Genomic DNA, 21,590 nt, shown 5'->3' with positions numbered 1-21,590 from the left:
CATGGACGGATACGGCAGCCTTTTCGAACGCCTCAACGGCGACGCGGAACTACGCAAGGGCAGGAGCCTCGAGGCTTCGGCCATGGCGTCGGTGGCTGCCCATCTGGCCAAAATGCTCAGCACCCGGGCCGGCAGCGTGCAAACGCTGTCCGACTACGGGTTGCCCGATCTCAATGACATGCGCCTGAGCCTGCACGACTCCCTGAGTCAGGCCCGCCTGGCCATCGAAAGCTTCATCGAAGCCTACGAACCGCGCCTGAGCAACGTGCGTGTCATTTCCCTGCCGCGTGACCACGACCAGCTTCGCCTGGCCTTCAGCATCGAAGGCCTGCTGGAAGTCGAGGGTTTCAAGCGTCAGGTCAGTTTTGCCGCGCGCCTGGATGGCAGCGGTCAAGTGAAGGTCACCTAAGGAGAACCCCGATGTCTGGCAAACCTGCAGCACGCGTATCCGACCCCACCGCTTGCCCGCTCCCCGGCCACGGCACCAACCCGATCGCCGCCGGTTCCGGCGACGTGTTCTTCGACGGCCTGCCGGCGGCCCGCGAAGGCGATGCCTCCGCGTGTGGTGGTGCGATGGTCGGCGATCTGGCGACGACGGTTCTGATCAACGGCAAACCGGCCGCCACGGTCGGTTCGGTTGGATCTCATGGCAATAAAGTAACGGCTGGATCCGGGACGGTGATTATCGGCAATTCGCATTCGCCCGCGCCGTTTGTGCCGCCGTTGCCGGTGGAGATTCAGTGGCCGTTTAGTCAGCATTTTGTGGTTCGTAATCCTAGAACCGGAACACCGGTCGCTGACCGGCCGTACACCTTGCGTACAGCCTCCGGTAAAGAGGTCAAGGGCGTTACTGATGCAAAAGGCCGAACGAGGCCTATTGCTTCCCACCTCGCTGAAAGTGTCACGCTTATCGTCGAAGAACAGACTTCGCTCGTGATTGCTTAAGGAACTATCACATGCCGGCACCCACTCCTGTAACAGCTCAACTCACCCCTTCCTCTGACAAGAAGCCAGCGGAAGCGGCCGTCGATCATTTCCAGATCACAGATATTCCAGGTGTGATGAGAAAAATGGGCTGGAAGGAAAGCGCTCGAATCATGCAGCGTTGGTTCGACGGTGCGCCTTTTGTGATGTCCTCAAGTGAGAAGCGGGGACGTCTTGCCGTTGACAAGATCACCCAAGAAAAACTGTTTGATGATTTGGATTTTGAATGGCTTACCTCTTCCTCACCCCACACAGGTGAAACCATCAAAGAGCTTATTGCGAAGGCCGCAAGCCCCAGTCAATACAATGAGCTTATTGGCCGTCAAAAGGGACTGACGCAGTTAGCACCGGGGCTTTTGCAATTTATGACTTGCATGAGAACGCTTGGAGTTCTTGATGAGGCTAACCAGGACCTTGCTAGGGGTGCTCATGACTACAGTGCCCTGAGTGCACGAATGCTGGAGTCTGCAACGCAATATAATTTTCGATCTATCGGGATTACCACTTCGGAAAAGAAGAATAATCCATTGGATGATGTGTACGGCACATTGGGTGGATTTGTTATTAAATTTGCAGTCACAAAATTCAGCACTACACCCAAGACGAAAAAAATGGCTGCTACATTAACGATTGAAGAAATTGGTTGTTATGTACGTGATACATATGAGTTTCTGAATGAAGATGGCAGCGACCAACTGCTTGGGTATTGGAATCACGACGGCGTTGTCAGGCCGAGCATTTTTGCATATTTAACTTCGCCGGAAACATATGAGTCTGAGGGGAAGGTTTACTTCAAAGTGACCAATGATAGTTACAATAATTACCGCAGCAAACTTGGCAAGGGTGGTGATTTGTTTGTGTACTCTACGGTCAAGAAAATTCCTGTATCCATTCATCATCGTTTTACCTCTGCAGATTTTGCAGAGTTTTCGCAACGATCAGCCAAGCCTAAGGCAATGCCATGAAAGCGTCCCTTAGAAAGAGCTTTTTACTTTTTTCGTTGTGCGTGCTTGTGCCAGTTTTGGTTCTTTTGGGCTTGAAGGTGCTTAGCTCAAAGGCCGCGGAGCCTCTTTTCATTGACTGGAATGACTCAGGAAGCTGCTATATCGCAACGTATTCACCGAATTACAATTTTTTGGGTGTAGTGGCTGGTCGTGCGTTTAAGTACTTTAGCAGTCCGTATTTTTATCGCGTTTATACAAAAAATAACGATCTACTAAAAACATCAGAATGGTATCTCTGGCGGGATGAGGGGAGTCCCGGCGTTGCACCCGAGTTTCGCGGAGAGATGATTGTTTATCCAGGCTCTGAAGGCTGGGAAAGTTGGATAGTTTCAGAGTGTCGTTGATGCCTGATTTAAAGGCGGCCTCGCTACCTGAGAAAGTTGGAGAGCGGTATTCATGGACGCAATGAGTTTGCAGGGGTATCTGGCCGGTGTTGCTGACAGTGATCTGTTTGGCTGCCTGGCCTTGTTGAGCTTGTTATTGCTCCTGACTGCCTCACATCGGGCGGCTCGAAATTCACGTCTTCACCGCGCACTGACGCTCTCGGTTTTGGCTGCTGTTGTAGCTATCCATGGCCTTGGATCGTGGTACGGAAATCTGAGACCAGCATGAGCAACTACTACCGTATCGCCATGTGCCTGTTTGTCCATGCCTTCGGATGTGTGGCCTACGTGTTTTTGAATAATGCAGTAGTACATGCCTACAAGCATCTGAACGGTGGGTTCACCACCCGTGGGGTCGCCATCGGTATTGCCAGCTACGCGATGTTTTACATTTTTCTCGGTGTCAATTTTATTGCTGCGCTCATTCCAAGCCTCGTTGCCAAGCTGGTGATTCTGAGCCTTATGGTGGGCTTCATCCTGCTTTGGATGCTCCCCGACAACCCATTGAGAGCCTTGTTTTATGGCGTGGCTCAAGGTTGCGTCACCTTGCTGGCAATCCTCGCTTCTCAAGTCATTGAGTTGCGCTGGGTATCAAGAAACATCGCTGGACGCATCCAGCCGAACCAGCCTGAGAGTGCCATCCAATGATCAGGTCAGGTATCGAGCGTAATCCGCAGGACAGTTATTCCATGAGTTCCACTACCAGGCAGGTAACCCGTGTCCTTTAACCACTACTACCAAAGCGAACTCACCGCACTGCGCCAACTGGGCCGCCGTTTCGCCGAGCGTAGTCCGGCGTTGGCGCCGTTCCTGGGGCAGGCCGGGCGGGATCCGGATGTGGAGCGGTTGCTGGAAGGCTTTGCGTTTCTGACCGGGCGGCTGCGCCAGAAGCTCGATGACGAGTTGCCGGAGCTCAGCCATTCCCTGATGCAGCTGCTGTGGCCGAACTACATGCGCCCGCTGCCGGCGTTCAGCATTCTGCAGTTCGATCCGCTCAAGCGTTCCGGGCCGGCGCTGAAGGTCGAGCGTGACACGCCGATCGAGAGCGTGCCGATCGAAGACGTGCGTTGCCGCTTCCGCACCTGCTACCCGACCGAAGTCATGGCCCTGGATCTGGCTGCGCTGAACTACTCGGTGAAGGGCGACGGCTCGTTGCTCAGCCTGCGCCTGGAGATGAGTGCCGACGGCCACCTCGGCGAGCTGGAGCTGAGCAAACTGCGCCTGCACTTTGCCGGCGAGCGCTACATCAGCCAGATGCTCTACCTGAGCCTGCTGCGCAACCTCGACGGCATCGAACTGATCCCGCTCGACGGCGCCGGCAAGCCCATCGATGGCGTGAGCGGCAAGCCGATGGCGTTCAAGATTCCGGGCGACCGGGTCAAGCCGGTGGGCTTTGCCGAAGAAGAAGCGTTGATCCCGTATCCGCTGAACACCTTCCGCGGCTATCGCTACCTGCAGGAATACTTCGCCTTCCAGGACAAGTTCCTGTTCGTCGATGTCCACGGCCTGGACATTCTCAAGGCGCTGCCGGAAGACACCCTCAAGCAGATGCGTGGCCTGGAATTGCGCTTCGACATCCGCAAGAGCGGCATCATGCGCATGCGTCCGACCCTGGATAACGTGAAGCTGTTCTGCACGCCGATCGTCAACCTGTTCAAGCACGACGCGCTGCCGATCCGCCTCGACGGCAAACAGGACGAATACCTGCTGCTGCCGGCTGAATACGATCTGGAAAACTGCGGCGTGTTCTCTGTGGAAACCGTGACCGGCTGGAAGCCTGGCGGCCTCGGCTATCAGGAGTACGTGCCGTTCGAATCCTTCGAGCACGACCCGAGTTTCGACGTGCCCAACAGCCGTCCGCATTACAGTATCCGCCAGCGCTCGTCGCTGCTGCACGACGGCCTCGACACTTATTTGAGCTTCGGCATCCGCCACACCGAAGCCCACGAAACCCTGTCGATCGAGCTGGTCTGCACCAACCAGAACCTGCCGCGCAAACTCAAGCTCGGGCAGATCTGCATGGCCTGCGAAGAGACCCCGGAGTTCCTGAGTTTCCGCAACATCACCCCGGCCACTTCCAGTTTCGCGCCGCCGCTGAACCGTGACTTCCTGTGGAAGCTGATCAGCAACATGTCGCTTAACTATCTGTCGCTGGCCGACGTCAATGCACTGAAGGTGATTCTCGAAACCTACGACCTGCCGCGCTACTACGACCAGCACGCGGAGAAGGTCAGCAAACGCCTGCTCGGCGGTCTGAAACTGATCAAGCATCACCACGTGGACCGGTTGCACCGTGGTCTGCCGGTGCGCGGTCTGCGTACCGAACTGACCATCGACCCGGAAGGGTATATCGGTGAGGGCGACCTGTTCGTCTTCGCCTCGGTTCTCAACGAGTTTTTCGCGCTTTACGCCAGTCTCAATTCATTCCATGAGCTGCGGGTAAAAAGCACACAGGGAGAGGTGTACCAATGGACACCACGTATGGGCCTGCAGCCCCTGCTTTAAGCGGGCTGACGAAGGTAATACGCGAGTACTCGCTGTTTCAGGCCGTGCTGCTGGTGATCGACCGGCTGCGCGATGCGCACCCGTACCTGAGCGAAGACGACCTGTACGACCAGCTGGAATTCCAGGCCAACCCGAGCCTTGGATTTCCGCGCAGCGATGTCGATCGCGTGGAGTTTTTCGAAGAGCACGGACAGATGCGCGCGCGGCTGCGGTTCAACCTGATCGGCCTGGTCGGTTCCGGTTCACCGCTGCCGGCGTTCTACGGCGAGCAAGCCCTGGGCGACAGCGAAGACGGCAACCCGACGCGCAATTTCCTCGACCTGTTCCACCATCGCCTGCAACGGCTGATGCTGCCGATCTGGCGCAAGTACCGCTATCGCGCGAGCTTCCAGAGCGGCGCGGTCGACCCGTTTTCGTCGCAGCTGTTCGCTCTGATCGGCCTCGGCGGCGACGAGATCCGCAAGGCCAAGGAACTGAACTGGAAACGCCTGCTGCCGTACCTCGGCCTGCTGAGCCTGCGCGCGCACTCGGCGGCGTTGATCGAAGCGGTGCTGCGTTACTACTTCAAGCACGAAGACCTGGTCATCGAGCAGTGCATCGAGCGCCGCGTGGAAATCCTCGAAGAACAGCGCAACCGCCTCGGCTTCGCCAACAGCTTGCTGGGTGAAGACCTGGTGCTGGGCGAACGCGTGCGCGACCGCAGCGGCAAATTCCGCATTCACATCACCGAACTCGACTGGGAGCGATTCCACGAATTCCTGCCCATCGGTTTCGGTTACCAGCCGCTCTGCGCGCTGGTGCGGTTCACCTTGCGTGACCCGCTCGATTACGACATTCGCCTGGTGCTGCGCCCGGAAGAAATCCGCGAACTGCGCATTGGCGAGAAGAACGACTGTCGCCTGGGGTGGACCAGTTGGCTGGGCTGCGAAAAAGCAGACGGCGTGGTGACTCTGGGCAGCAAAATTCATTAAGGACGTGAGCCATGATCAACGTAGACCTGCAACAACTCATCCAGGCGCTGGACGCCGAAACCCGTCGCGATCTGGAGCGTTCGGCCGAGCGCTGCGTGGCCCGTGGCGGCAGCAAGATTCTGGTCGAAGACTTGCTGCTCGGCCTGCTGGAGCGCCCGAACGGTCTGCTCTCCCGCGCACTGCAGGATGCCGACGTTGACGCTGGCGAACTGAGCGCCGCGCTGCAATCTCGCGTTGAACACAGTGCCTCGCGCAACCCGGTGTTTGCCCCGGAACTGGTGCAGTGGCTGCAAGACGCGCTGTTGGTCGCCAACCTCGAACTGGGCCAGACCTCGGTTGAAGACGCCGCCCTGATCCTCGCGCTGCTGCGCAACCCGATGCGCTACGCCGGCAGCCGTTATCAGCCGCTGCTCGCCAAACTGAACATTGATCGCCTGAAAGAATTCGCTCTGTCGCAACAGGAGCAACCAGCCGCCAACGGTAAGCCGGCCGCTCAGGGCGAATCGCTGCTGCAGCGCTTCACCCACAACCTGACGCAACAGGCCCGCGACGGCAAACTCGACCCGGTGCTGTGCCGCGATGGCGCGATCCGCCAGATGGTCGACATCCTCGCCCGTCGCCGCAAGAACAACCCGATCGTGGTCGGTGAAGCCGGTGTCGGTAAAACCGCCATCGTCGAAGGACTGGCCTCGCGCATCGCTGCCGGTGAAGTGCCGCAGGTGCTCAAGGGCGTCGAGCTGCTGTCGCTGGACATGGGCCTGCTGCAAGCGGGCGCCAGCGTCAAAGGTGAATTCGAACGTCGTCTCAAAGGCGTGATCGACGAGGTCAAAGCCTCGCCGAAGCCGATCATCCTGTTCATCGACGAAGCCCACACCCTGATCGGCGCGGGCGGCAATGCCGGCGGTTCCGACGCCGCCAACCTGCTGAAACCGGCGCTGGCCCGTGGCGAACTGCGCACCATCGCCGCGACCACCTGGGCCGAGTACAAGAAATACTTCGAGAAAGACCCGGCGCTGGCTCGTCGTTTCCAACCGGTTCAACTGCACGAGCCGACCGTGAACGAAGCGGTGACCATCCTGCGTGGCCTGGCTCAGGTCTACGAGAAGAGCCACGGCATCTACCTGCGTGACGACGCCGTGGTGTCGGCAGCGGAACTGTCCGCCCGTTACCTGGCCGGTCGGCAACTGCCGGACAAGGCGGTCGATGTGCTCGACACCGCGTGCGCCCGCGTTCGCATCAGCCTCGCCGCTGCCCCTGAAAGCCTGGAGCGCCTGCGTGGCGAACTGGCTGAAGGTGGCCGTCAGCGTCAGGCCCTGCGTCGCGATGCCGAAGCCGGTCTGCTGATCGACCACGAAGCGCTGGAGGCACTGGAAGCGCGCCTGGACGAAGCCGAAGGCGAAATGGTCGCACTGGAAACCCTGTGGACCGAGCAGAAGCAACTGGCCGAGCGCCTGCTGGAACTGCGTCAGCAACTGGCCAAGGCCCGTGAAGCTGCCGCCATCGAGCCAACCGTCAGCGTTGAGGAAGACGCCGAAGGCACGGTGATCGAAACCGTGGTCGCTGAAGTTGAAGAAGGCCAAAGCGTCGAAGCACTGGAAGCACAACTCAACGAAACCCACAGCGCCCTGACCGCCGCTCAGGTCAAGGAGCGTCTGGTCAGCTTCGAAGTCTGCCCGCGTCTGGTGGCCGAAGTGATCAGCGCCTGGACCGGCGTGCCGCTGGCGCAACTGGCCCGCGAACACAACGCCAAGGTCGCGAGTTTCGCCACTGACCTGCGCACCCGCATCCGTGGTCAGGAACAGGCCGTGCACGCACTGGATCGCTCGATGCGCGCCACCGCTGCCGGCCTGAACAAACCTGACGCACCGGTCGGCGTGTTCCTGCTGGTGGGCCCGAGCGGCGTCGGCAAGACCGAAACCGCCCTGGCACTCGCCGACCTGCTGTACGGCGGCGACCGCTTCATCACCACGATCAACATGTCCGAGTTCCAGGAGAAGCACACCGTTTCCCGCCTGATCGGTGCACCGCCAGGCTACGTCGGTTACGGCGAGGGCGGCATGCTCACTGAAGCCGTGCGCCAGAAGCCGTACTCGGTGGTGCTGCTCGATGAAGTCGAGAAGGCCGATCCGGACGTGCTCAACCTGTTCTACCAAATCTTCGACAAAGGCGTGGCCAACGACGGCGAGGGGCGCGAGATCGACTTCCGCAACACGCTGATCCTGATGACCTCGAACCTGGGCAGCGACAAGATCAGCGACCTCTGCGAAGACGGCGCGCGTCCGACCGCCGAAGTGCTGGAAGAAACCATTCGCCCGGTGCTCAGCAAGCACTTCAAACCAGCGCTGCTGGCGCGGATGAAAGTGGTGCCGTACTACCCGGTCGGCGGCCCGGTACTGCGCGAGCTGATCGAAATCAAACTCGGTCGTCTGGGCGAGCGCCTGAACCGTCGTCAGCTGGATTTCACCTGGTGCCAGAACCTTGTCGATCACCTGTCCGAGCGTTGCACCCAGAGCGAAAGCGGTGCGCGCCTGATCGATCATTTGCTCGACCAGCACGTGCTGCCGCTGGTGGCTGACCGCCTGCTCGACGCCATGGCCACCGGTGAAAGCCTCAAGCGCGTGCATGCGACGCTCGACGGCGAAGCCAGCGTGACCTGCGAGTTCGCCTGAGGTGAGTGTGATGTTCACTCAAGTGCCGCAGCCACTGCTCTATGCCGAAGCCTTGCTGGCGCAGTTCGCCAGTCTGTCGCGGGCGGCGGACGGTGCTGCGCTGCTGGGTGACTTCGTGCGCGGCGTGGCCGGGTTGAGCGGTTGCGAATTGGCGCAGCTGTATCTGCTCGATGCCACCCACACGTGCCTGGGAATGAACGCCGAGTGCCTCGACGGCTTGTTGCAGCCGCGTGGGGCGGCGAGCCTGCCGGCGGACTACAACGGCGAGCAGTTGCTGCAATTTGCCCTGTGCCAGAACCGCGTGGTGAGCTTCGACGACCTGGGCGGCAGCCTGCAGGAAACCAGCTTTCTGCCGGCATCGTCCACGCCGTGGCAGTCGCTGTTGTGCGTGCCGCTGGTCAATCAGCAGAAGGCTGTCGAGGGATTGTTGCTGTGCGCCAGCCGTCGTCACATCAACCTGCAAGGGTTTGCCGATTCTCTCGGTCAGCTCGGCTCGTTCGTGCTCGGACAGTTGCACTTGCTGCAACGTCTGCGCCAGCCGGTGGATGCGGCCGCGCCGGTCGTGCGCAGTCTGCCGAGTGCCAGCGGCTACGGCCTGATCGGCAAGAGCGCGGCCATGCGCCAGACCTACTCGTTGATCAGCAAAGTCCTGCACAGCCCGTACACCGTGCTGTTGCGTGGCGAGACCGGCACCGGCAAGGAAGTGGTCGCGCGGGCGATCCACGATTGCGGGCCCCGCCGGTCCCAGGCGTTCATCGTGCAGAACTGCGCGGCGTTCCCGGAGAACCTGCTGGAAAGCGAGCTGTTCGGCTACCGCAAAGGCGCGTTCACCGGCGCCGACCGCGACCGCGCCGGGCTGTTCGACGCGGCCAACGGCGGCACGCTGTTGCTCGACGAAATCGGCGACATGCCGCTGTCGCTGCAAGCCAAGTTGCTGCGCGTGTTGCAGGAAGGCGAGATCCGTCCGCTGGGTTCCAACGACACCCACAAGATCGACGTGCGCATCATCGCCGCGACGCACCGCGATCTGTCGGTGCTGGTCAGCGAAGGAAAATTCCGCGAGGACCTGTACTACCGCCTCGCGCAATTTCCGATCGAATTGCCAGCCCTGCGCCAGCGCGAAGGCGACATCCTCGACCTGGCCAAACACTTCGCCGACAAGGCCTGCACCTTCCTGCAACGCGATCCGGTGCGCTGGTCGGACGCGGCGCTGGAACACCTGTCCGGTTACACCTTCCCCGGCAACGTGCGTGAACTCAAAGGCCTGGTCGAGCGGGCGGTGCTGTTGTGCGAGGGCGGCGAGTTGCTGGCCGAGCATTTCTCACTTCGCCTGGAACCGATGCCGGAAGACAACTGCGGCCTCAATTTGCGCGAACGACTGGAGCAGGTCGAACGCCATCTACTGCTCGATTGCCTGCGCAAGAACGATGGCAACCAGACGCTCGCCGCCCGGGAACTGGGCCTGCCGCGCCGCACGCTGCTGTACCGGCTCGGCCGCTTGAACATCAATCTGGGTGATTTCGATGGGTAGGCGAAAGTCCGTCGGATTCACCTCGTCCGCTTATATCAGCGCCGCCCGAAAGGGTCGGCGCTTTGTGCTTTGTCTACACCTGGAGACCCTCTGATGTCTGTTCGTCACTGGCACGCTGTCCTGCTGACCCTCGTCGTTCTATGCGGCCTCGGCGGCTGCAGCGGCAATTACAAATTCAACGATAACGATTACCGCCCATTGGGTGATCCGCAGGCGGCCAATCGCGGCAAGTGACCGCAAGGAGCATCAAACATGGAATTGGTTTTCGAAATGCTGAACACCAAGCAGTTCGTGCCCACCGAGCTGTGCCAGCGGACCTTCAAACAGGCCGGTGGCGTGATCGGGCGGGGTGAGGACTGCGACTGGATCATCCCTGACCGCAAGCGTCACTTGTCCAATCACCACGCGATCGTCAGCTATCGCGAGGGCACGTTTTTCCTGACCGACACCAGCAGCAACGGTGTTCAGGACGGCGACAGCGGCGCGCGCCTGCACAAGGGCGAGCCGGTGCGCATCGAGCACGGCAGCACCTACGTGCTGGGCGACTTCGAGATTCGCGCACGACTGGTGCGCGACCCGGCGACGTTCGACGGTGAAGTCGGCCTGCCACGCGCCGCCGGCAGCATCATTCCGGACGATGCGTTCCTCGATCTCGATCCGCTGAAGTCGCTGGAGCAGCAAGAGCGCGTGTACTCGGAATTCGAGGAAATGCTCGCACCGGTGACCGACCCTGAAGACTCCCGTCAGCGCGCCGACTATGCGCGCATCGACATGGAAAGCCTGATGGTGCCGGAGCTGATCGTCGAGCCCAAACCTGAGCCTGCGCCTGCACCGAAAGCCGTCGAGCGTCAGAGCGAAACGTTCTGGGACAAATTCGGCGCAGCCCTCGGCGTGGACGTGAAGCACCTCGGCCACGACGAACGTGAAGCCCTCGCGCTGAATGCGGCACGTCTGCTGCGCCAGAGCATCGGTGGTCTGCAACAGAGCCTGCGCACCCGCTCGGAGCTGAAGAACGAGCTGCGTCTGGCCCAGACTACCGTGCAAGGCACCAACAAGAACCCGCTGAAATTTGCCGTCGATCCGAGCGAAGCGCTGGACATCCTGTTGCAGCCGCACAAGCCGGGACACTTGCCGGCCGAGCAGGCGATCTCCCGTGCGTTCCGCGACTTGCAGGCGCATCAGGTGGCGCTGTTGACCGCCAGCCGCGCGGCGGTGCGCGGCACCCTGGAGCACTTCTCGCCGGAACAGCTGACCCTGCGATTCGAGCGCGACAACAAGCCACTGCTCGCCACCTCCGGCGGGCGCTGGAGAGCGTTCAACCGTTACCACCAGGCGTTGCGTCAGGACGATGACTGGAGCGAGCGCCTGCTGGCCCGCGACTTCGCCCAGGCCTACGAAGAACAGATCCGCCTGATTTCCACCCTCCACACCGACCACCAAGGATGATGCGCATGTCTCGCCGCTCGACCGCTTTTTTCAAGACGCTGACGGCGCTCACCGTACTGGTGCTGCTCGCCGGTTGTTCGTCGATGTCGCCGTATTCGAAAGTGACCAAGGTCAACCTGAAGATCACCGGCAGCGATCAGTTGAACCCGGACCTCAACGGGCGTCCGTCGCCGATCGTGGTGCGCCTGTTTGAACTCAAGCACCCGGTGACCTTCGAGAACGCCGATTTCTTCAGTCTGTACGAACGCGCCAAGGAATCCCTCAACCCGGATCTGGTGGCCAGCGAAGAACTCGAACTGCGCCCGGGTGAAACCGTGGAAATGAAGCTCAGCGTGGAGGAGGGCAGCCGTTACGTCGGCATCCTCGCCGCGTACCGCGACCTGCCGGAAACCAAATGGCGCTACACATTCCAGGTCACGCCGCTTGAGGTCACCGAAGCCGATCTGACCCTCGATCGGACCGGTATCCGCAACACCCACGAAGCGCTCGCCAAGGCAGATGACTGATCATGAATACCCATAAAGTCATCTGGCAGGAAGGCATGCTGCTGCGTCCGCAGCACTTCCAGCACAACGACCGCTACTACGATCACCAGATGAAGACCCGTACCCAGTTGCTGGGCGGCTACACCTGGGGTTTCCTGAACCTTCAGATCGACTTGCAATTCCTCAACATGGGTAAGCTGGTGATCAGTGAAGCCTCGGGGATCCTGCCGGACGGCAGCCTGTTCGAACTCGGTGGCAACACCGAACCGCTGGCGCTGGACGTGCCGCCGAACACCGGCAACATGCCGATCTATCTGGCGCTGCCACTGGTTACCGGTAACCACATCGAGGCCCGTCGCCCGGAGCAGTCGGACGTTCTTGCGCGTTACACCGCGTATGACGCCGAAGTCGCTGACTCCAACGCGGGAGACGATTCCGCCAGTCAGGTCAGTTGCGGTCGTCCGGACTTCAAGCTGTTGCTCGGCGAGCAGCAGAGCGACCAGGCCTACGTGAAGCTGAAGATCTGCGACGTGCTCGACACCACGCCCGACGGCGTGATCAGCCTCGACCCGGATTTCGTGCCGACCTACATTCAGGCCCACGCGTCCAGTTACCTGCTGTCGTGCCTGAAGGAAGTGATCAGCATGCTCGGTCACCGGGGCGACACCATTGCCGAGCGGATTCGTTCGAACGGCAAGGTCGGCGGCGCGGAGATCGGCGACTTCATGATGCTGCAACTGATCAACCGCACCGAACTGTTACTGCGTCACTACCTGGGCCTGGAGCAGGTTCACCCCGAAGAGTTGTACCGCACGCTGCTGACCATGCTCGGCGATCTGGCGACCTTCTCCAGCGACAGCAAACGCCCGCGTCTGGACAGCCGTTACTCCCACGCCGACCAGGGCGCGAGCTTCCGCAAACTGATGGAGTCGATCCGTCAGGTGCTGTCGATGGTGCTGGAACAGCACGCCATCGAGCTGATCCTGCAAGCGCGTCAGTACGGGATCATCGTGTCGCCGCTGCACGACCACAAACTGCTGGGCTCGGCGTCGTTCGTGCTGGCGGCCAGTGCCAACTGCGACTCCGAAGAACTGCGCAATCGCTTGCCTGCGCACCTCAAGGTCGGCCCGGTGGAGCGTATCCGCCAACTGGTCAACCTGCACCTGCCGGGGATCAAGGTCAAACCGTTGCCGGTGGCCCCGCGGCAGATCGCGTTCCACTCCAACAAAACCTATTTCATCCTCGAACTCAGTTCCGAAGACCTGGCACAACTCGAGCGCTCCGGCGGCTTCGCGTTCCACGTGTCCGGCGAATTCGCCGAGCTTGAACTGAAATTCTGGGCCATCAGGAACTGACCGACATGATCAAGGACATGGAACACAACCAGGACGACAAAACCGTCCTGCTCGACCGTCAGGGCCATGGCCCGGCGGCGAGTCCGCTGACCGACTTCGCCGCGCCGCCGCGCTTCGAACAACTGGAAGAACGGATGATCTACGCCGCGCGCCTGCGCCCGGCGGAAGCCTTCAACATCAGCCTCAATTCGCTGGTGGCGGCCTCGTCCGAACTGCTGTCGGAAGTGGTGCGCCTCAAACACAGCGAAACCCGCGAAGACCTCTACGCGCTCAACGAGCGCCTGACCGCCGGGCTCAAGCTGTTTGAAGTGCGCGCCCTGCACAACGGCGCCGAAAGCAGCCAGGTGATGGCCGCCCGATACGTGCTCTGCACCGTGGTCGACGAAGCTGTCGTGACCACGCCGTGGGGCAACGAGAGCGAGTGGTCGCAAATGAGCCTGCTCAGCAGCTTCCACAACGAAACCTTCGGTGGCGAGAAGTTCTTCCAGCTGCTCGATCGGCTGTCGAAAAACCCGGTCAAGCACCTGCCGATGCTGGAGCTGATGTACCTGTGCCTGTCCCTCGGTTTCGAGGGCAAGTACCGCGTGCAGGCGCGCGGCATGCTGGAGCTCGAAGGCATCCGCGACGCCCTGTACCGGCAGATCCGTCAGTTGCGCGGCGACGTGCCGCGTGAATTGTCGCCGCAGTGGGAAGGCCTCAACGATCAGCGCCGCAACCTGGTGCGCATCGTGCCGGCGTGGATGGTGGTGCTGTTCACCTTCGTCTGCCTGGTGATGATGTATTCGGGCTTCGCCTGGGTCTTGGGCGAGCAGCGCGACACCGTTCTGCAACCTTATCAGCCGCTTGATCCGGCCGCGGCCCAGCCGCAGTCGCAGCCGTAAACAGGGACGTGTGATGAAAAAGTTTTTCAAGAAAGTCGGCGCCTTCCTGCGCCAGACCTGGGTCTGGACCCTGCTGCTGGTGCTGTTCGTGGCGCTGCTGGTGTGGTTCGTCGGCCCGTTGTTGGCGGTAGATGACTACAAGTTCTGGGAGAGCGCGACGTCGCGTCTGCTGACCATCAGCGTGCTGTTCCTGATCTGGGGCCTGACCATGGTCTTCGTCAGCTGGCGCGCCGGTATCCGCAAGAAAGCCGTCGAAGAAACCGAAGACGGGCAGGACCGTATCCGCCGCGAAGAGTTGATCGACGAAGAGCAGAAAGAGTTGAAGGAGCGTTTCAAGGACGCCCTGAAAACCCTCAAGACTTCGAGCCTGTATCGCGGCCGCAGCGAGCGCTGGCGCAATGACTTGCCGTGGTACTTGCTGATCGGCCCGCAGGCCAGCGGCAAGACCAGCCTGCTGGACTTCTCCGGGCTGGAATTTCCGATCAACAAGATCGATCGCAAGCTGACCCGTGATACCCACGGTACCCGCCACTGCGACTGGTACTTCGCCGACCACGGTGTGCTGATCGACACCGCCGGCCGCTACCTGACCCAGCCGGATGCGGAAGTCGACGGCAGCGCCTGGACCACCTTGCTGGAGCTGCTGCGCAAGCGTCGTCGTGGTCGTCCGTTGAACGGCGTGCTGGTGACCATTCCGGTGGAAACCCTGACCAGTGGCAGCGAACAGGACATCGAAACCCTGGCCCGTCAGGTGCGTGCGCGTCTGCAAGACGTCTATCAGAAGCTGCACGTCGATGTGCCGGTGTATCTGGTGCTGAGCAAGGCTGACAAGCTGCTGGGCTTCGACGAGTTCTTCGACCAACTGACCCGCGAAGAAAGCGATCAGGTGCTGGGCACCAGTTTCCGCAAGGATCAGGTCGGCACCGACGTGGCGGTGCTGCGCAACGAGTTCGAAGAGCTGCTGCGTCGCCTCAACAGCCAGGTGATCATGCGCATGCACTCCGAGCGCGATACCCAGCGCCGGGGCCGCATCCTCGACTTCCCGCATCAGATGGGCCAGATCGGCGAGCGTCTGTGCCTGCTCGTCGACATGGCGTTCACCGGCAACCGCTACCAGCGTGCGACGCAATTGCGTGGTTTCTACCTGACCAGCGCACCGCACCTGACCCACGAAATGGATTCGACCACCGCCGGCATCGGCGCGAGTCTGGGCATGAGCGCCGGCGTGTTGCCGACGCTGCGCAGCGGTCGTTCGCGTTTCATCCACCACTTGCTCAGCCGGGTGATTTTCCCCGAGGCCGATCTGGCCGGTCTGGACAAGCGCGAGCGCAGCCGCATCCACTGGGGCCAGCGTGCGCTGTACGTCGGCGCACTGGGCGCGCTGGTCCTGTTCGGCATGCTCTGGGCCGGTGGTTTTTCGGCCAACTACGAGCGTCTGGAAGACCTGCGCAACCTGGCGCAGAACTGGACCCAGCAACGCACGGCACTGTCGCCGCGCGATGACGCCATGGGCGCACTGAAAACCCTCGACTCCAGCTACGCCGCCACCCAGGTGTTCCCGAACAAGAGCGACGTGTCTTACCACGAGCGTGTCGGTCTGTATCAAGGCCAGGACGTCAGTCCGGTGGTCAAGGAAGCCTACGAACGCGAGCTCGAAAAGCAACTGCTGCCGCGTGTCGCAACGATGCTCGAAGGCCAGATCCGCGCCAACATGAAGGACCGCGAAAAGCTGATCAACAGCCTGCGCGCGTACCTGATGTTGAACATGAAGGATCGTCGCGACGCGGCATGGCTCAAGGACTGGATCGCGGCTGACTGGTCGCAGCGCTACACCGGCAACACCGCGGTGCAGAACGGTCTGAACGCGCACCTTGAGCGTCTGCTCAAGCAGCCGTTCATCTACCCGCTCAACGAGCAACTGGTGACTCAGGCGCGTCAGGTCCTGCGTAGCGAATCTTTGGCCGCCGTGGTTTATCGCATGCTCCGCGAGCAGGCGCGCAACCTGCCGGACTATCGCTTCAGCCAGCACCTCGGCCCGCAGGGCTCGCTGTTCATCGGCACCGAATACGTCATCCCGGGCTTCTACACCCAGACCGGCTATCAGCAGTATTTCTCGGTACAAGGCGCGTCGCTGGTGACCGACATCCTGCGTGACAACTGGGTGCTGGGCGAAGGCGCCGGCATCAGCGACATGGACTTGCGTCGCCTGATGGTCGAGCTGGAGCAACTGTACTTCCGTGACTACGCCAACTACTGGAGCGAGGCCGTTGGCCAGGTGGCGCTGCCGCCGATCAGCGATGCCGGTGAAGGCGCCGAACAACTGGCGGGCCTGACCTCGGCCAACTCGCCGGTGCTGGCTCTGCTGACCGAAGTGCGTGAAAACACTCGTTTCCAGGCAGCCCCTGAGCCGGTGGACGAAGCCGGTGACGCCGCCGATGCGCTGGCGGGGCAGAAGGGCAAACTGGGCAAGGTCGGCAAACTGGCCTCCGCTGTCGCGGACAAGGCTTCGGCCATGAACGTGGCGAAAAACCTGCCGGACACCGCCAAGAAGGCTCTGCAACGTCGCTTCGAGCCGTTGCACAAGCTGCTCGATGACAACAACGGCCCGGCCGCTGACCTGACCCCGGCCTTCACCGCGCTCAACGACCTGCAACTGCAACTGGCGGGCCTCGCCCGTTCCAGTACGCCGGAGCAAGCCGCGTTCGAACTGGCCAAGACCCGCATGAGCGGTCAGCGTGATGCGCTGACCAACCTGCGCAATGCGTCCGGTCGTCTGCCGCGTCCGCTGAGCGTGTGGTTCAACGTGCTGGCCGAAGACTCGTGGCGCCTGGTGCTCAACGATGCCTATCAATACCTGAACGGCCGTTATCAGAGCGAGCTGTACAGCGTGTATGGCAAGACTATCAGCCAGCGTTACCCGTTCAGCGCATCGAGCACCAGCGATGTGGCGATCAGCGATTTCCGCGAGTTCTTCCGGGCTCAAGGCACCATCGACCGCTTCTTCGACAGCTACATGCGTCCGTTCGTCAGCGGTGATCCGGGCAACTACCGGATGCGCAGCATCGACGGTCGCAGCCTGCCGGTGTCCAAGGTCTTCCTCGACCAGATGGCGGCGGCCCTGAACATCCGTCAGAGCTTCTTCTCGATCAACCCGGCCGAGCCGACCGTGCAGTTCAAGCTGGAGCCGTACACACTCGATCCGGCGGTCAGCCGTTCCGAGTTCAAGTTCGGCGACAAGACCATGGAATACCGCCACGGTCCGATCCTGCCCATGAGCTTCAAGTGGCCGACCGATGCTGAAGACGGTCGCACCAGCCTGGTCATGGACAAGATGGCCGGACGCCCGATCGGCATCGAGAAGAACTCCGGCCCGTGGTCGCTGTTCCGTCTGTTCGACCTGATGCAGACCGAGTACCTGACCGGTCGTGATGTGCTGGTGCTGAAAGCCGACGTAGGTGGCCTGCGCGCCAACTACCTGCTGACCAGTCAGCGCACGCCGAACCCGTTCGACATGGGCGTGATGCGCACCTTCCGTATGCCGGTGCAGCTCTGATGCTGGTGGCCAGTCCCTGGCGCAGCGCGGCGCGAACCGACCCGGGCAAGGTGCGGTCGCGCAACGAAGATGCCTTCCTCGACACCCCGCAGCATGGGCTGTGGGTGGTCGCGGACGGCATGGGCGGTCATCAGGGTGGCGACATCGCCAGCCAGTTGATCGTCGCCAGCCTGGCTGAACTGCCGCAGCACGAAGACTTCGACGAACGCCTCAAAGCCATCCGCCAGTGCCTGCACTGGCTGAACCGGCGCCTGGGGCAGGAGTTGACCGTCACCGCCGGGCGCCACGACAGCATCATGGGCAGCACCGTCGTGGCGCTGCTGGTGGAAGGCAATCGCGCGGCCTGCATCTGGGCCGGCGATAGTCGTTGCTATATGTGGCGCGGACAGCGGTTGTATCAGCTGTCGAAGGACCATTCGCTGCAACAACAATTGATCGACGAGCAACAGATGAGTGTCGAGCAAGCGGCCGCTCATCCGGCCGCCCAGGCATTGACCCGGGCGGTCGGCGCGGCGGAACAACTGACCCTGGATGTGCTGGAGCTCGAGGTCTATCCGGGCGATGTGTTCCTGCTGTGCAGCGATGGTTTGTATCAAGGCCTGAGCAGCGATGCCCTCGGCAATGCCCTCAGCCTGGCGGCGCCACACGTGGCGCTGGAACGTCTGTTCGACGGCGCCCTGCGGGGTGCCGCTCGCGACAACCTGACGGCCGTGGTGATCCGCCAATGACTGAAATCGAATCCTCAGTCGACGACTTGCTGATGAGCGAAGAGCAGGCCAGCAACCTGACTTACTTCGCCTTCGCCAGCGAAAACAAGGCAGAGCCTTTGCTGGCGCCAACCAAGGCCAGCATCGGCGCACTGCCGGACGTACTCGCCGGCCGCTATCACCTCGAGCGCCTGCTCGGGGCCGGCGGCATGGGTGCGGTTTACCGGGCCCGGGATCTGCTGCACGAACAGTTCGGCGATCCCGATCCCTACATTGCGCTGAAAATCCTCAGCGAAGAATTTGCCGAGTCGCCGGACGCCAGTGCCTTGCTCTACAGCGAGTTCGCCCTGACCCGACGCCTGCGCCACGACAACGTGCTGCGACCGCACACGTTCGAAGTGGACACCGATTGCCAGCGGGCCTTCATCACCATGGAACTCATGCGTGGCCTGACCCTGGACAAACTGCTCTGCGAGCGGCCACTGGGCCTGCCGTGGAAAGAACTGCGCGACATCGCGCTGCCGCTGCTCGACGCGCTGGCCTACGCCCACCGTCGCGGCGTGCTGCACGGTGACATGAAACCGAGCAACGTCATGCTCAGCGAAGACGGCGTGCGCCTGTTTGACTTCGGTCTAGGACAAGCCGAGGAGGGCATCCTGCCCGGCCTGCCGCACCTGAGCCGCGAGCGCTTCAACGCCTGGACCCCGGGCTACGCCGCCCCCGAACTGCTCGAGGGCCAACCGCTGTCGGCCAGCGCGGACGTGTACGGCGTGGCCTGCGTGATCTATGAACTGGCGGGCGGCAAACACCCGTTCCGCCGCTTGCCCTCGACCCAGGCACGTGACGAACACCTGGAGCGCGAGCTGCAAGCACCGTCGAATCTACCGAAACACTGCTGGCCCGCGCTGCGTACCGCGCTGGCCTTTGACCCGGCAGAGCGCAACATCACTGCCGACCAATTGCGTGACGCCTTGGGCGCCACTTCGTCCTGGCTGCAGCGTTTGCGACTGCGGGCGTAACGGATGACATTCGAACAGGGAGCACTTTATGTTCAACCCAGCTAACGAAACGCACTTCAGCCTCACCGTTGAAGACTACGTAGGCGACCTGCAAGTGCTGTCGTTCACCGGCACCGAAGGCATCAGCCAGCCATTCCGTTTCGACCTGGAACTGGTCAGCGAAAACCCCGATCTGGACCTGGAAAAACTCCTGCACAAACAGGCGTTCCTCGCCCTCGATCCGCAAGGCTCGGGCATCCACGGCCAGATCTACCGCGTCGCCCAGGGCGATGCCGGCAAGCGCCTGACCCGCTACAAGGTTTCGCTGGTGCCGCAGCTGCAATACCTGCATCACCGCACCAACCAGCGCATCTACCAGCAGATGTCGGCGCCGAAAATCATCGCGCTGATCCTCGACGAGCACGGCATCAAGGGCAACGCCTACAGCTTTCAGCTCAGCCAGCCGTGCCCGGATCGCGACTACTGCGTGCAGTACGACGAAACCGACCTGCATTTCGTCCAGCGTCTTTGCGAGGAGGAAGGCATTCACTACCACTTCCAGCACAGCAAGAAAGGTCACCTGCTGGTGTTCGGTGACGACCAGACCGTGTTCCCCAACCTCGGCCAGCCGACCGCGTATGTGCAGGGCAGCGGCATGGTCGCCGAAGAACCGGTGATCAAAGGCTTCAAGCTGCGCCTGGAAACCCGCACCAGCCGCACCACGCGCCGCGACTACGACTTCGAAAAACCACGCCTGCAAATGGAGGCGGCCTACAAACCGGATGGCGATAGCACTGAACCGGATCTGGAAGACTACGACTACCCCGGCCGCTTCATCGACCGCGCGCGCGGCAAGTTCCTCAGCCAGCGCGCCCTCGAACGCCACCGCGCCGACTACCGCCAGGCCGAAGGTCGCGGCGATCAGACCAAACTGGTCAGCGGCCACTTCATGGAAATGTCCGACCACCCGCGCAGCGAGTGGAACGACCTGTGGCTGCTCACCGAAATCTTCCACGAAGGCAAACAACCGCAAGTCCTCGAAGAGTCGGTCACCAGCGACACCACCGACAACAAGGATGACTTCCACCAGGGCTACCGCAACACCTTCCTCGCCACCCCGTGGGACGTGTTCTACCGCCCGGCCCTCGAACACCCGAAACCCCGCGTGCTCGGCAGCCAGACCGCCATGGTCACCGGCCCCAAAGGCGAAGAAATCCACTGCGACCAATACGGCCGCATCAAGGTGCAATTCCACTGGGACCGCGAAGGCCTGGCCGACGACAAGACCAGTTGCTGGCTACGCGTCTCCAGCTCCTGGGCCGGCGACCGCTACGGCGCCATCTCCATCCCGCGCATCGGCATGGAAGTCCTCGTCACCTTCCTCGAAGGCGACCCCGACCAACCCCTGGTGACCGGCTGCCTGTACCACAAGGAAAACCCGGTGCCGTACGCCCTGCCGGCGAACAAAACCCGCAGCGTCTTCAAAACCCTCAGCTCCCCGGGCGGCGGTGGCTACAACGAACTGCGCATCGAAGACAAAAAAGGCGCCGAACAAATCTTCATCCACGCCCAGCGCGACTGGGATGAAAACGTTGAGCACGACCAGAAGATTCGGGTCGGGAATGAACGCCACGATACGGTGGTGAAGAACACCTACACCGAGCTAAAGGCTGAAGAGCACCGCACCACCATCAGCGACCGCAAGATCGAAGCGAAAGCTGACGATCACCTGACGGTAGGAGAGAGCCAGCACGTCAAACTTGGTACCGCCCAGTTGACCAGTGTGGGGAAAGAGATCCACCTGAAGTCTGGCGACAAGATGGTGATTGAGGCCGGCACCGAACTGACCATTCTGGGCGGTGGGAGCTTTATCAAGCTCGATGGCGGTGGTGTGACGGTGGTTGGGCCGGTGGTGAAGATTAATGCTGGCGGGTCGGCGGGGAGTGGCACCGGGATCGGGATCAAACCGCCGGTGCTCCCGGGGGCGGCGGATAAGGATAAGGCGGGGAGTTTGATGGATCAGGCGTTGTTGAATGCGCCTGAAGAACAGGTCAAACGCAAGCCAAAACGCATGCTCAATTTTTCTGGGTAATACATCGACGGCAATCCAAGCCACCA

Annotated in this window: 18 protein-coding genes; all 18 read left to right on the top strand. The window is 61.5% G+C overall.

The window, feature by feature from the left end; genetic code table 11:
- Position 1 precedes the first annotated feature (1 nt).
- The 18 genes from tssE to NE357_RS28430 all read left to right on the top strand — a co-directional run bounded on the left by tssE (position 2) and on the right by NE357_RS28430 (position 21,564).
- Positions 2 to 409 carry a type VI secretion system baseplate subunit TssE gene (gene tssE, locus NE357_RS28515; protein ID WP_085708830.1) on the top strand — a complete coding sequence of 136 codons (408 nt, stop codon included), beginning with the start codon at positions 2 to 4 and terminating at the stop codon, positions 407 to 409.
- Between the two features lie 11 nt (positions 410 to 420).
- Positions 421 to 945, top strand: a complete 525-nt coding sequence (locus tag NE357_RS28510) for a PAAR domain-containing protein (RefSeq protein WP_169432492.1) — start codon at positions 421 to 423, stop codon at positions 943 to 945.
- Between the two features lie 11 nt (positions 946 to 956).
- A complete protein-coding gene (locus NE357_RS28505; protein WP_169432491.1) occupies positions 957 to 1,949 on the top strand; it encodes a DUF6402 family protein in 993 nt (330 codons plus the stop codon).
- On the top strand, positions 1,946 to 2,332 hold the full coding sequence (locus tag NE357_RS28500) for a hypothetical protein (RefSeq protein ID WP_169432490.1): 387 nt from the start codon (positions 1,946 to 1,948) through the stop codon (positions 2,330 to 2,332). Before NE357_RS28505 ends, NE357_RS28500 begins: the two co-directional genes overlap by 4 nt.
- 264 nt (positions 2,333 to 2,596) lie before the next feature.
- A complete protein-coding gene (locus NE357_RS28495) occupies positions 2,597 to 3,019 on the top strand; it encodes a hypothetical protein (RefSeq protein WP_085606169.1) in 423 nt (140 codons plus the stop codon).
- Between the two features lie 69 nt (positions 3,020 to 3,088).
- Positions 3,089 to 4,876, top strand: coding sequence for a type VI secretion system baseplate subunit TssF (tssF, locus tag NE357_RS28490; RefSeq protein ID WP_169432489.1), 1,788 nt, complete (start codon positions 3,089 to 3,091; stop codon positions 4,874 to 4,876).
- Positions 4,840 to 5,847, top strand: coding sequence for a type VI secretion system baseplate subunit TssG (gene tssG / locus NE357_RS28485; protein ID WP_085612408.1), 1,008 nt, complete (start codon positions 4,840 to 4,842; stop codon positions 5,845 to 5,847). Before tssF ends, tssG begins: the two co-directional genes overlap by 37 nt.
- Before the next feature lie 11 nt (positions 5,848 to 5,858).
- The gene (tssH, locus tag NE357_RS28480) at positions 5,859 to 8,516 is read left to right on the top strand and encodes a type VI secretion system ATPase TssH (RefSeq protein WP_169432488.1); all 2,658 of its coding nucleotides are present in this window, start codon (positions 5,859 to 5,861) and stop codon (positions 8,514 to 8,516) included.
- A 10-nt stretch (positions 8,517 to 8,526) separates the two neighbouring features.
- Complete coding sequence (locus NE357_RS28475; RefSeq protein ID WP_169432487.1) at positions 8,527 to 10,047, top strand: sigma-54 interaction domain-containing protein; 1,521 nt, start codon at positions 8,527 to 8,529, stop codon at positions 10,045 to 10,047.
- 93 nt (positions 10,048 to 10,140) lie between these two features.
- Positions 10,141 to 10,281 carry a hypothetical protein gene (locus NE357_RS28470; RefSeq protein ID WP_053125091.1) on the top strand — a complete coding sequence of 47 codons (141 nt, stop codon included), beginning with the start codon at positions 10,141 to 10,143 and terminating at the stop codon, positions 10,279 to 10,281.
- Between the two features lie 18 nt (positions 10,282 to 10,299).
- Positions 10,300 to 11,493 (top strand): type VI secretion system-associated FHA domain protein TagH, encoded by a 1,194-nt coding sequence (gene tagH / locus NE357_RS28465; protein ID WP_169432486.1) that lies wholly within the window; start codon positions 10,300 to 10,302, stop codon positions 11,491 to 11,493.
- A 5-nt stretch (positions 11,494 to 11,498) separates the two neighbouring features.
- Positions 11,499 to 11,999: a type VI secretion system lipoprotein TssJ gene (gene tssJ, locus NE357_RS28460; protein ID WP_169432485.1), complete on the top strand. Its 501-nt coding sequence runs from the start codon at positions 11,499 to 11,501 to the stop codon at positions 11,997 to 11,999.
- Positions 12,000 to 12,001: 2 nt separating this feature from the next.
- The gene (gene tssK / locus NE357_RS28455) at positions 12,002 to 13,333 is read left to right on the top strand and encodes a type VI secretion system baseplate subunit TssK (protein WP_085731357.1); all 1,332 of its coding nucleotides are present in this window, start codon (positions 12,002 to 12,004) and stop codon (positions 13,331 to 13,333) included.
- Positions 13,334 to 13,338: 5 nt separating this feature from the next.
- Positions 13,339 to 14,214 (top strand): type IVB secretion system protein IcmH/DotU, encoded by an 876-nt coding sequence (gene icmH / locus NE357_RS28450; RefSeq protein WP_011336585.1) that lies wholly within the window; start codon positions 13,339 to 13,341, stop codon positions 14,212 to 14,214.
- Between the two features lie 13 nt (positions 14,215 to 14,227).
- Positions 14,228 to 17,767, top strand: coding sequence for a type VI secretion system membrane subunit TssM (gene tssM / locus NE357_RS28445; RefSeq protein WP_169432484.1), 3,540 nt, complete (start codon positions 14,228 to 14,230; stop codon positions 17,765 to 17,767).
- Entirely contained in the window at positions 17,767 to 18,495 is a 729-nt protein-coding gene (locus NE357_RS28440) for a PP2C family protein-serine/threonine phosphatase (protein WP_039765158.1), read from the top strand. Before tssM ends, NE357_RS28440 begins: the two co-directional genes overlap by 1 nt.
- Positions 18,492 to 19,493 carry a serine/threonine-protein kinase gene (locus NE357_RS28435; RefSeq protein WP_169432483.1) on the top strand — a complete coding sequence of 334 codons (1,002 nt, stop codon included), beginning with the start codon at positions 18,492 to 18,494 and terminating at the stop codon, positions 19,491 to 19,493. The genes NE357_RS28440 and NE357_RS28435 overlap by 4 nt, the downstream gene beginning before the upstream one ends.
- A gap of 28 nt (positions 19,494 to 19,521) precedes the next feature.
- Positions 19,522 to 21,564 carry a type VI secretion system Vgr family protein gene (locus NE357_RS28430; protein WP_169432482.1) on the top strand — a complete coding sequence of 681 codons (2,043 nt, stop codon included), beginning with the start codon at positions 19,522 to 19,524 and terminating at the stop codon, positions 21,562 to 21,564.
- Positions 21,565 to 21,590 lie beyond the last annotated feature (26 nt).

Source organism: Pseudomonas sp. G7(2022) (assembly GCF_052660475.1).
This window is presented reverse-complemented; position numbering and strand designations above follow the sequence as displayed.

Excerpts from the sequence above, each read along its gene's own strand:
- tagH (WP_169432486.1), top strand. The coding sequence starts at position 10,300 with ATGGAATTGGTTTTCGAAATGCTGAACACCAAGCAGTTCGTGCCCACC.
- tssJ (WP_169432485.1), top strand. The coding sequence starts at position 11,499 with ATGTCTCGCCGCTCGACCGCTTTTTTCAAGACGCTGACGGCGCTCACC.
- tssM (WP_169432484.1), top strand. The coding sequence starts at position 14,228 with ATGAAAAAGTTTTTCAAGAAAGTCGGCGCCTTCCTGCGCCAGACCTGG.
- tssK (WP_085731357.1), top strand. The coding sequence starts at position 12,002 with ATGAATACCCATAAAGTCATCTGGCAGGAAGGCATGCTGCTGCGTCCG.
- NE357_RS28430 (WP_169432482.1), top strand. The coding sequence starts at position 19,522 with ATGTTCAACCCAGCTAACGAAACGCACTTCAGCCTCACCGTTGAAGAC.
- NE357_RS28510 (WP_169432492.1), top strand. The coding sequence starts at position 421 with ATGTCTGGCAAACCTGCAGCACGCGTATCCGACCCCACCGCTTGCCCG.
- NE357_RS28435 (WP_169432483.1), top strand. The coding sequence starts at position 18,492 with ATGACTGAAATCGAATCCTCAGTCGACGACTTGCTGATGAGCGAAGAG.
- NE357_RS28495 (WP_085606169.1), top strand. The coding sequence starts at position 2,597 with ATGAGCAACTACTACCGTATCGCCATGTGCCTGTTTGTCCATGCCTTC.
- NE357_RS28470 (WP_053125091.1), top strand. The coding sequence starts at position 10,141 with ATGTCTGTTCGTCACTGGCACGCTGTCCTGCTGACCCTCGTCGTTCTA.
- icmH (WP_011336585.1), top strand. The coding sequence starts at position 13,339 with ATGATCAAGGACATGGAACACAACCAGGACGACAAAACCGTCCTGCTC.
- tssH (WP_169432488.1), top strand. The coding sequence starts at position 5,859 with ATGATCAACGTAGACCTGCAACAACTCATCCAGGCGCTGGACGCCGAA.
- tssE (WP_085708830.1), top strand. The coding sequence starts at position 2 with ATGGACGGATACGGCAGCCTTTTCGAACGCCTCAACGGCGACGCGGAA.
- NE357_RS28500 (WP_169432490.1), top strand. The coding sequence starts at position 1,946 with ATGAAAGCGTCCCTTAGAAAGAGCTTTTTACTTTTTTCGTTGTGCGTG.
- NE357_RS28440 (WP_039765158.1), top strand. The coding sequence starts at position 17,767 with ATGCTGGTGGCCAGTCCCTGGCGCAGCGCGGCGCGAACCGACCCGGGC.
- NE357_RS28505 (WP_169432491.1), top strand. The coding sequence starts at position 957 with ATGCCGGCACCCACTCCTGTAACAGCTCAACTCACCCCTTCCTCTGAC.
- NE357_RS28475 (WP_169432487.1), top strand. The coding sequence starts at position 8,527 with ATGTTCACTCAAGTGCCGCAGCCACTGCTCTATGCCGAAGCCTTGCTG.
- tssG (WP_085612408.1), top strand. The coding sequence starts at position 4,840 with ATGGACACCACGTATGGGCCTGCAGCCCCTGCTTTAAGCGGGCTGACG.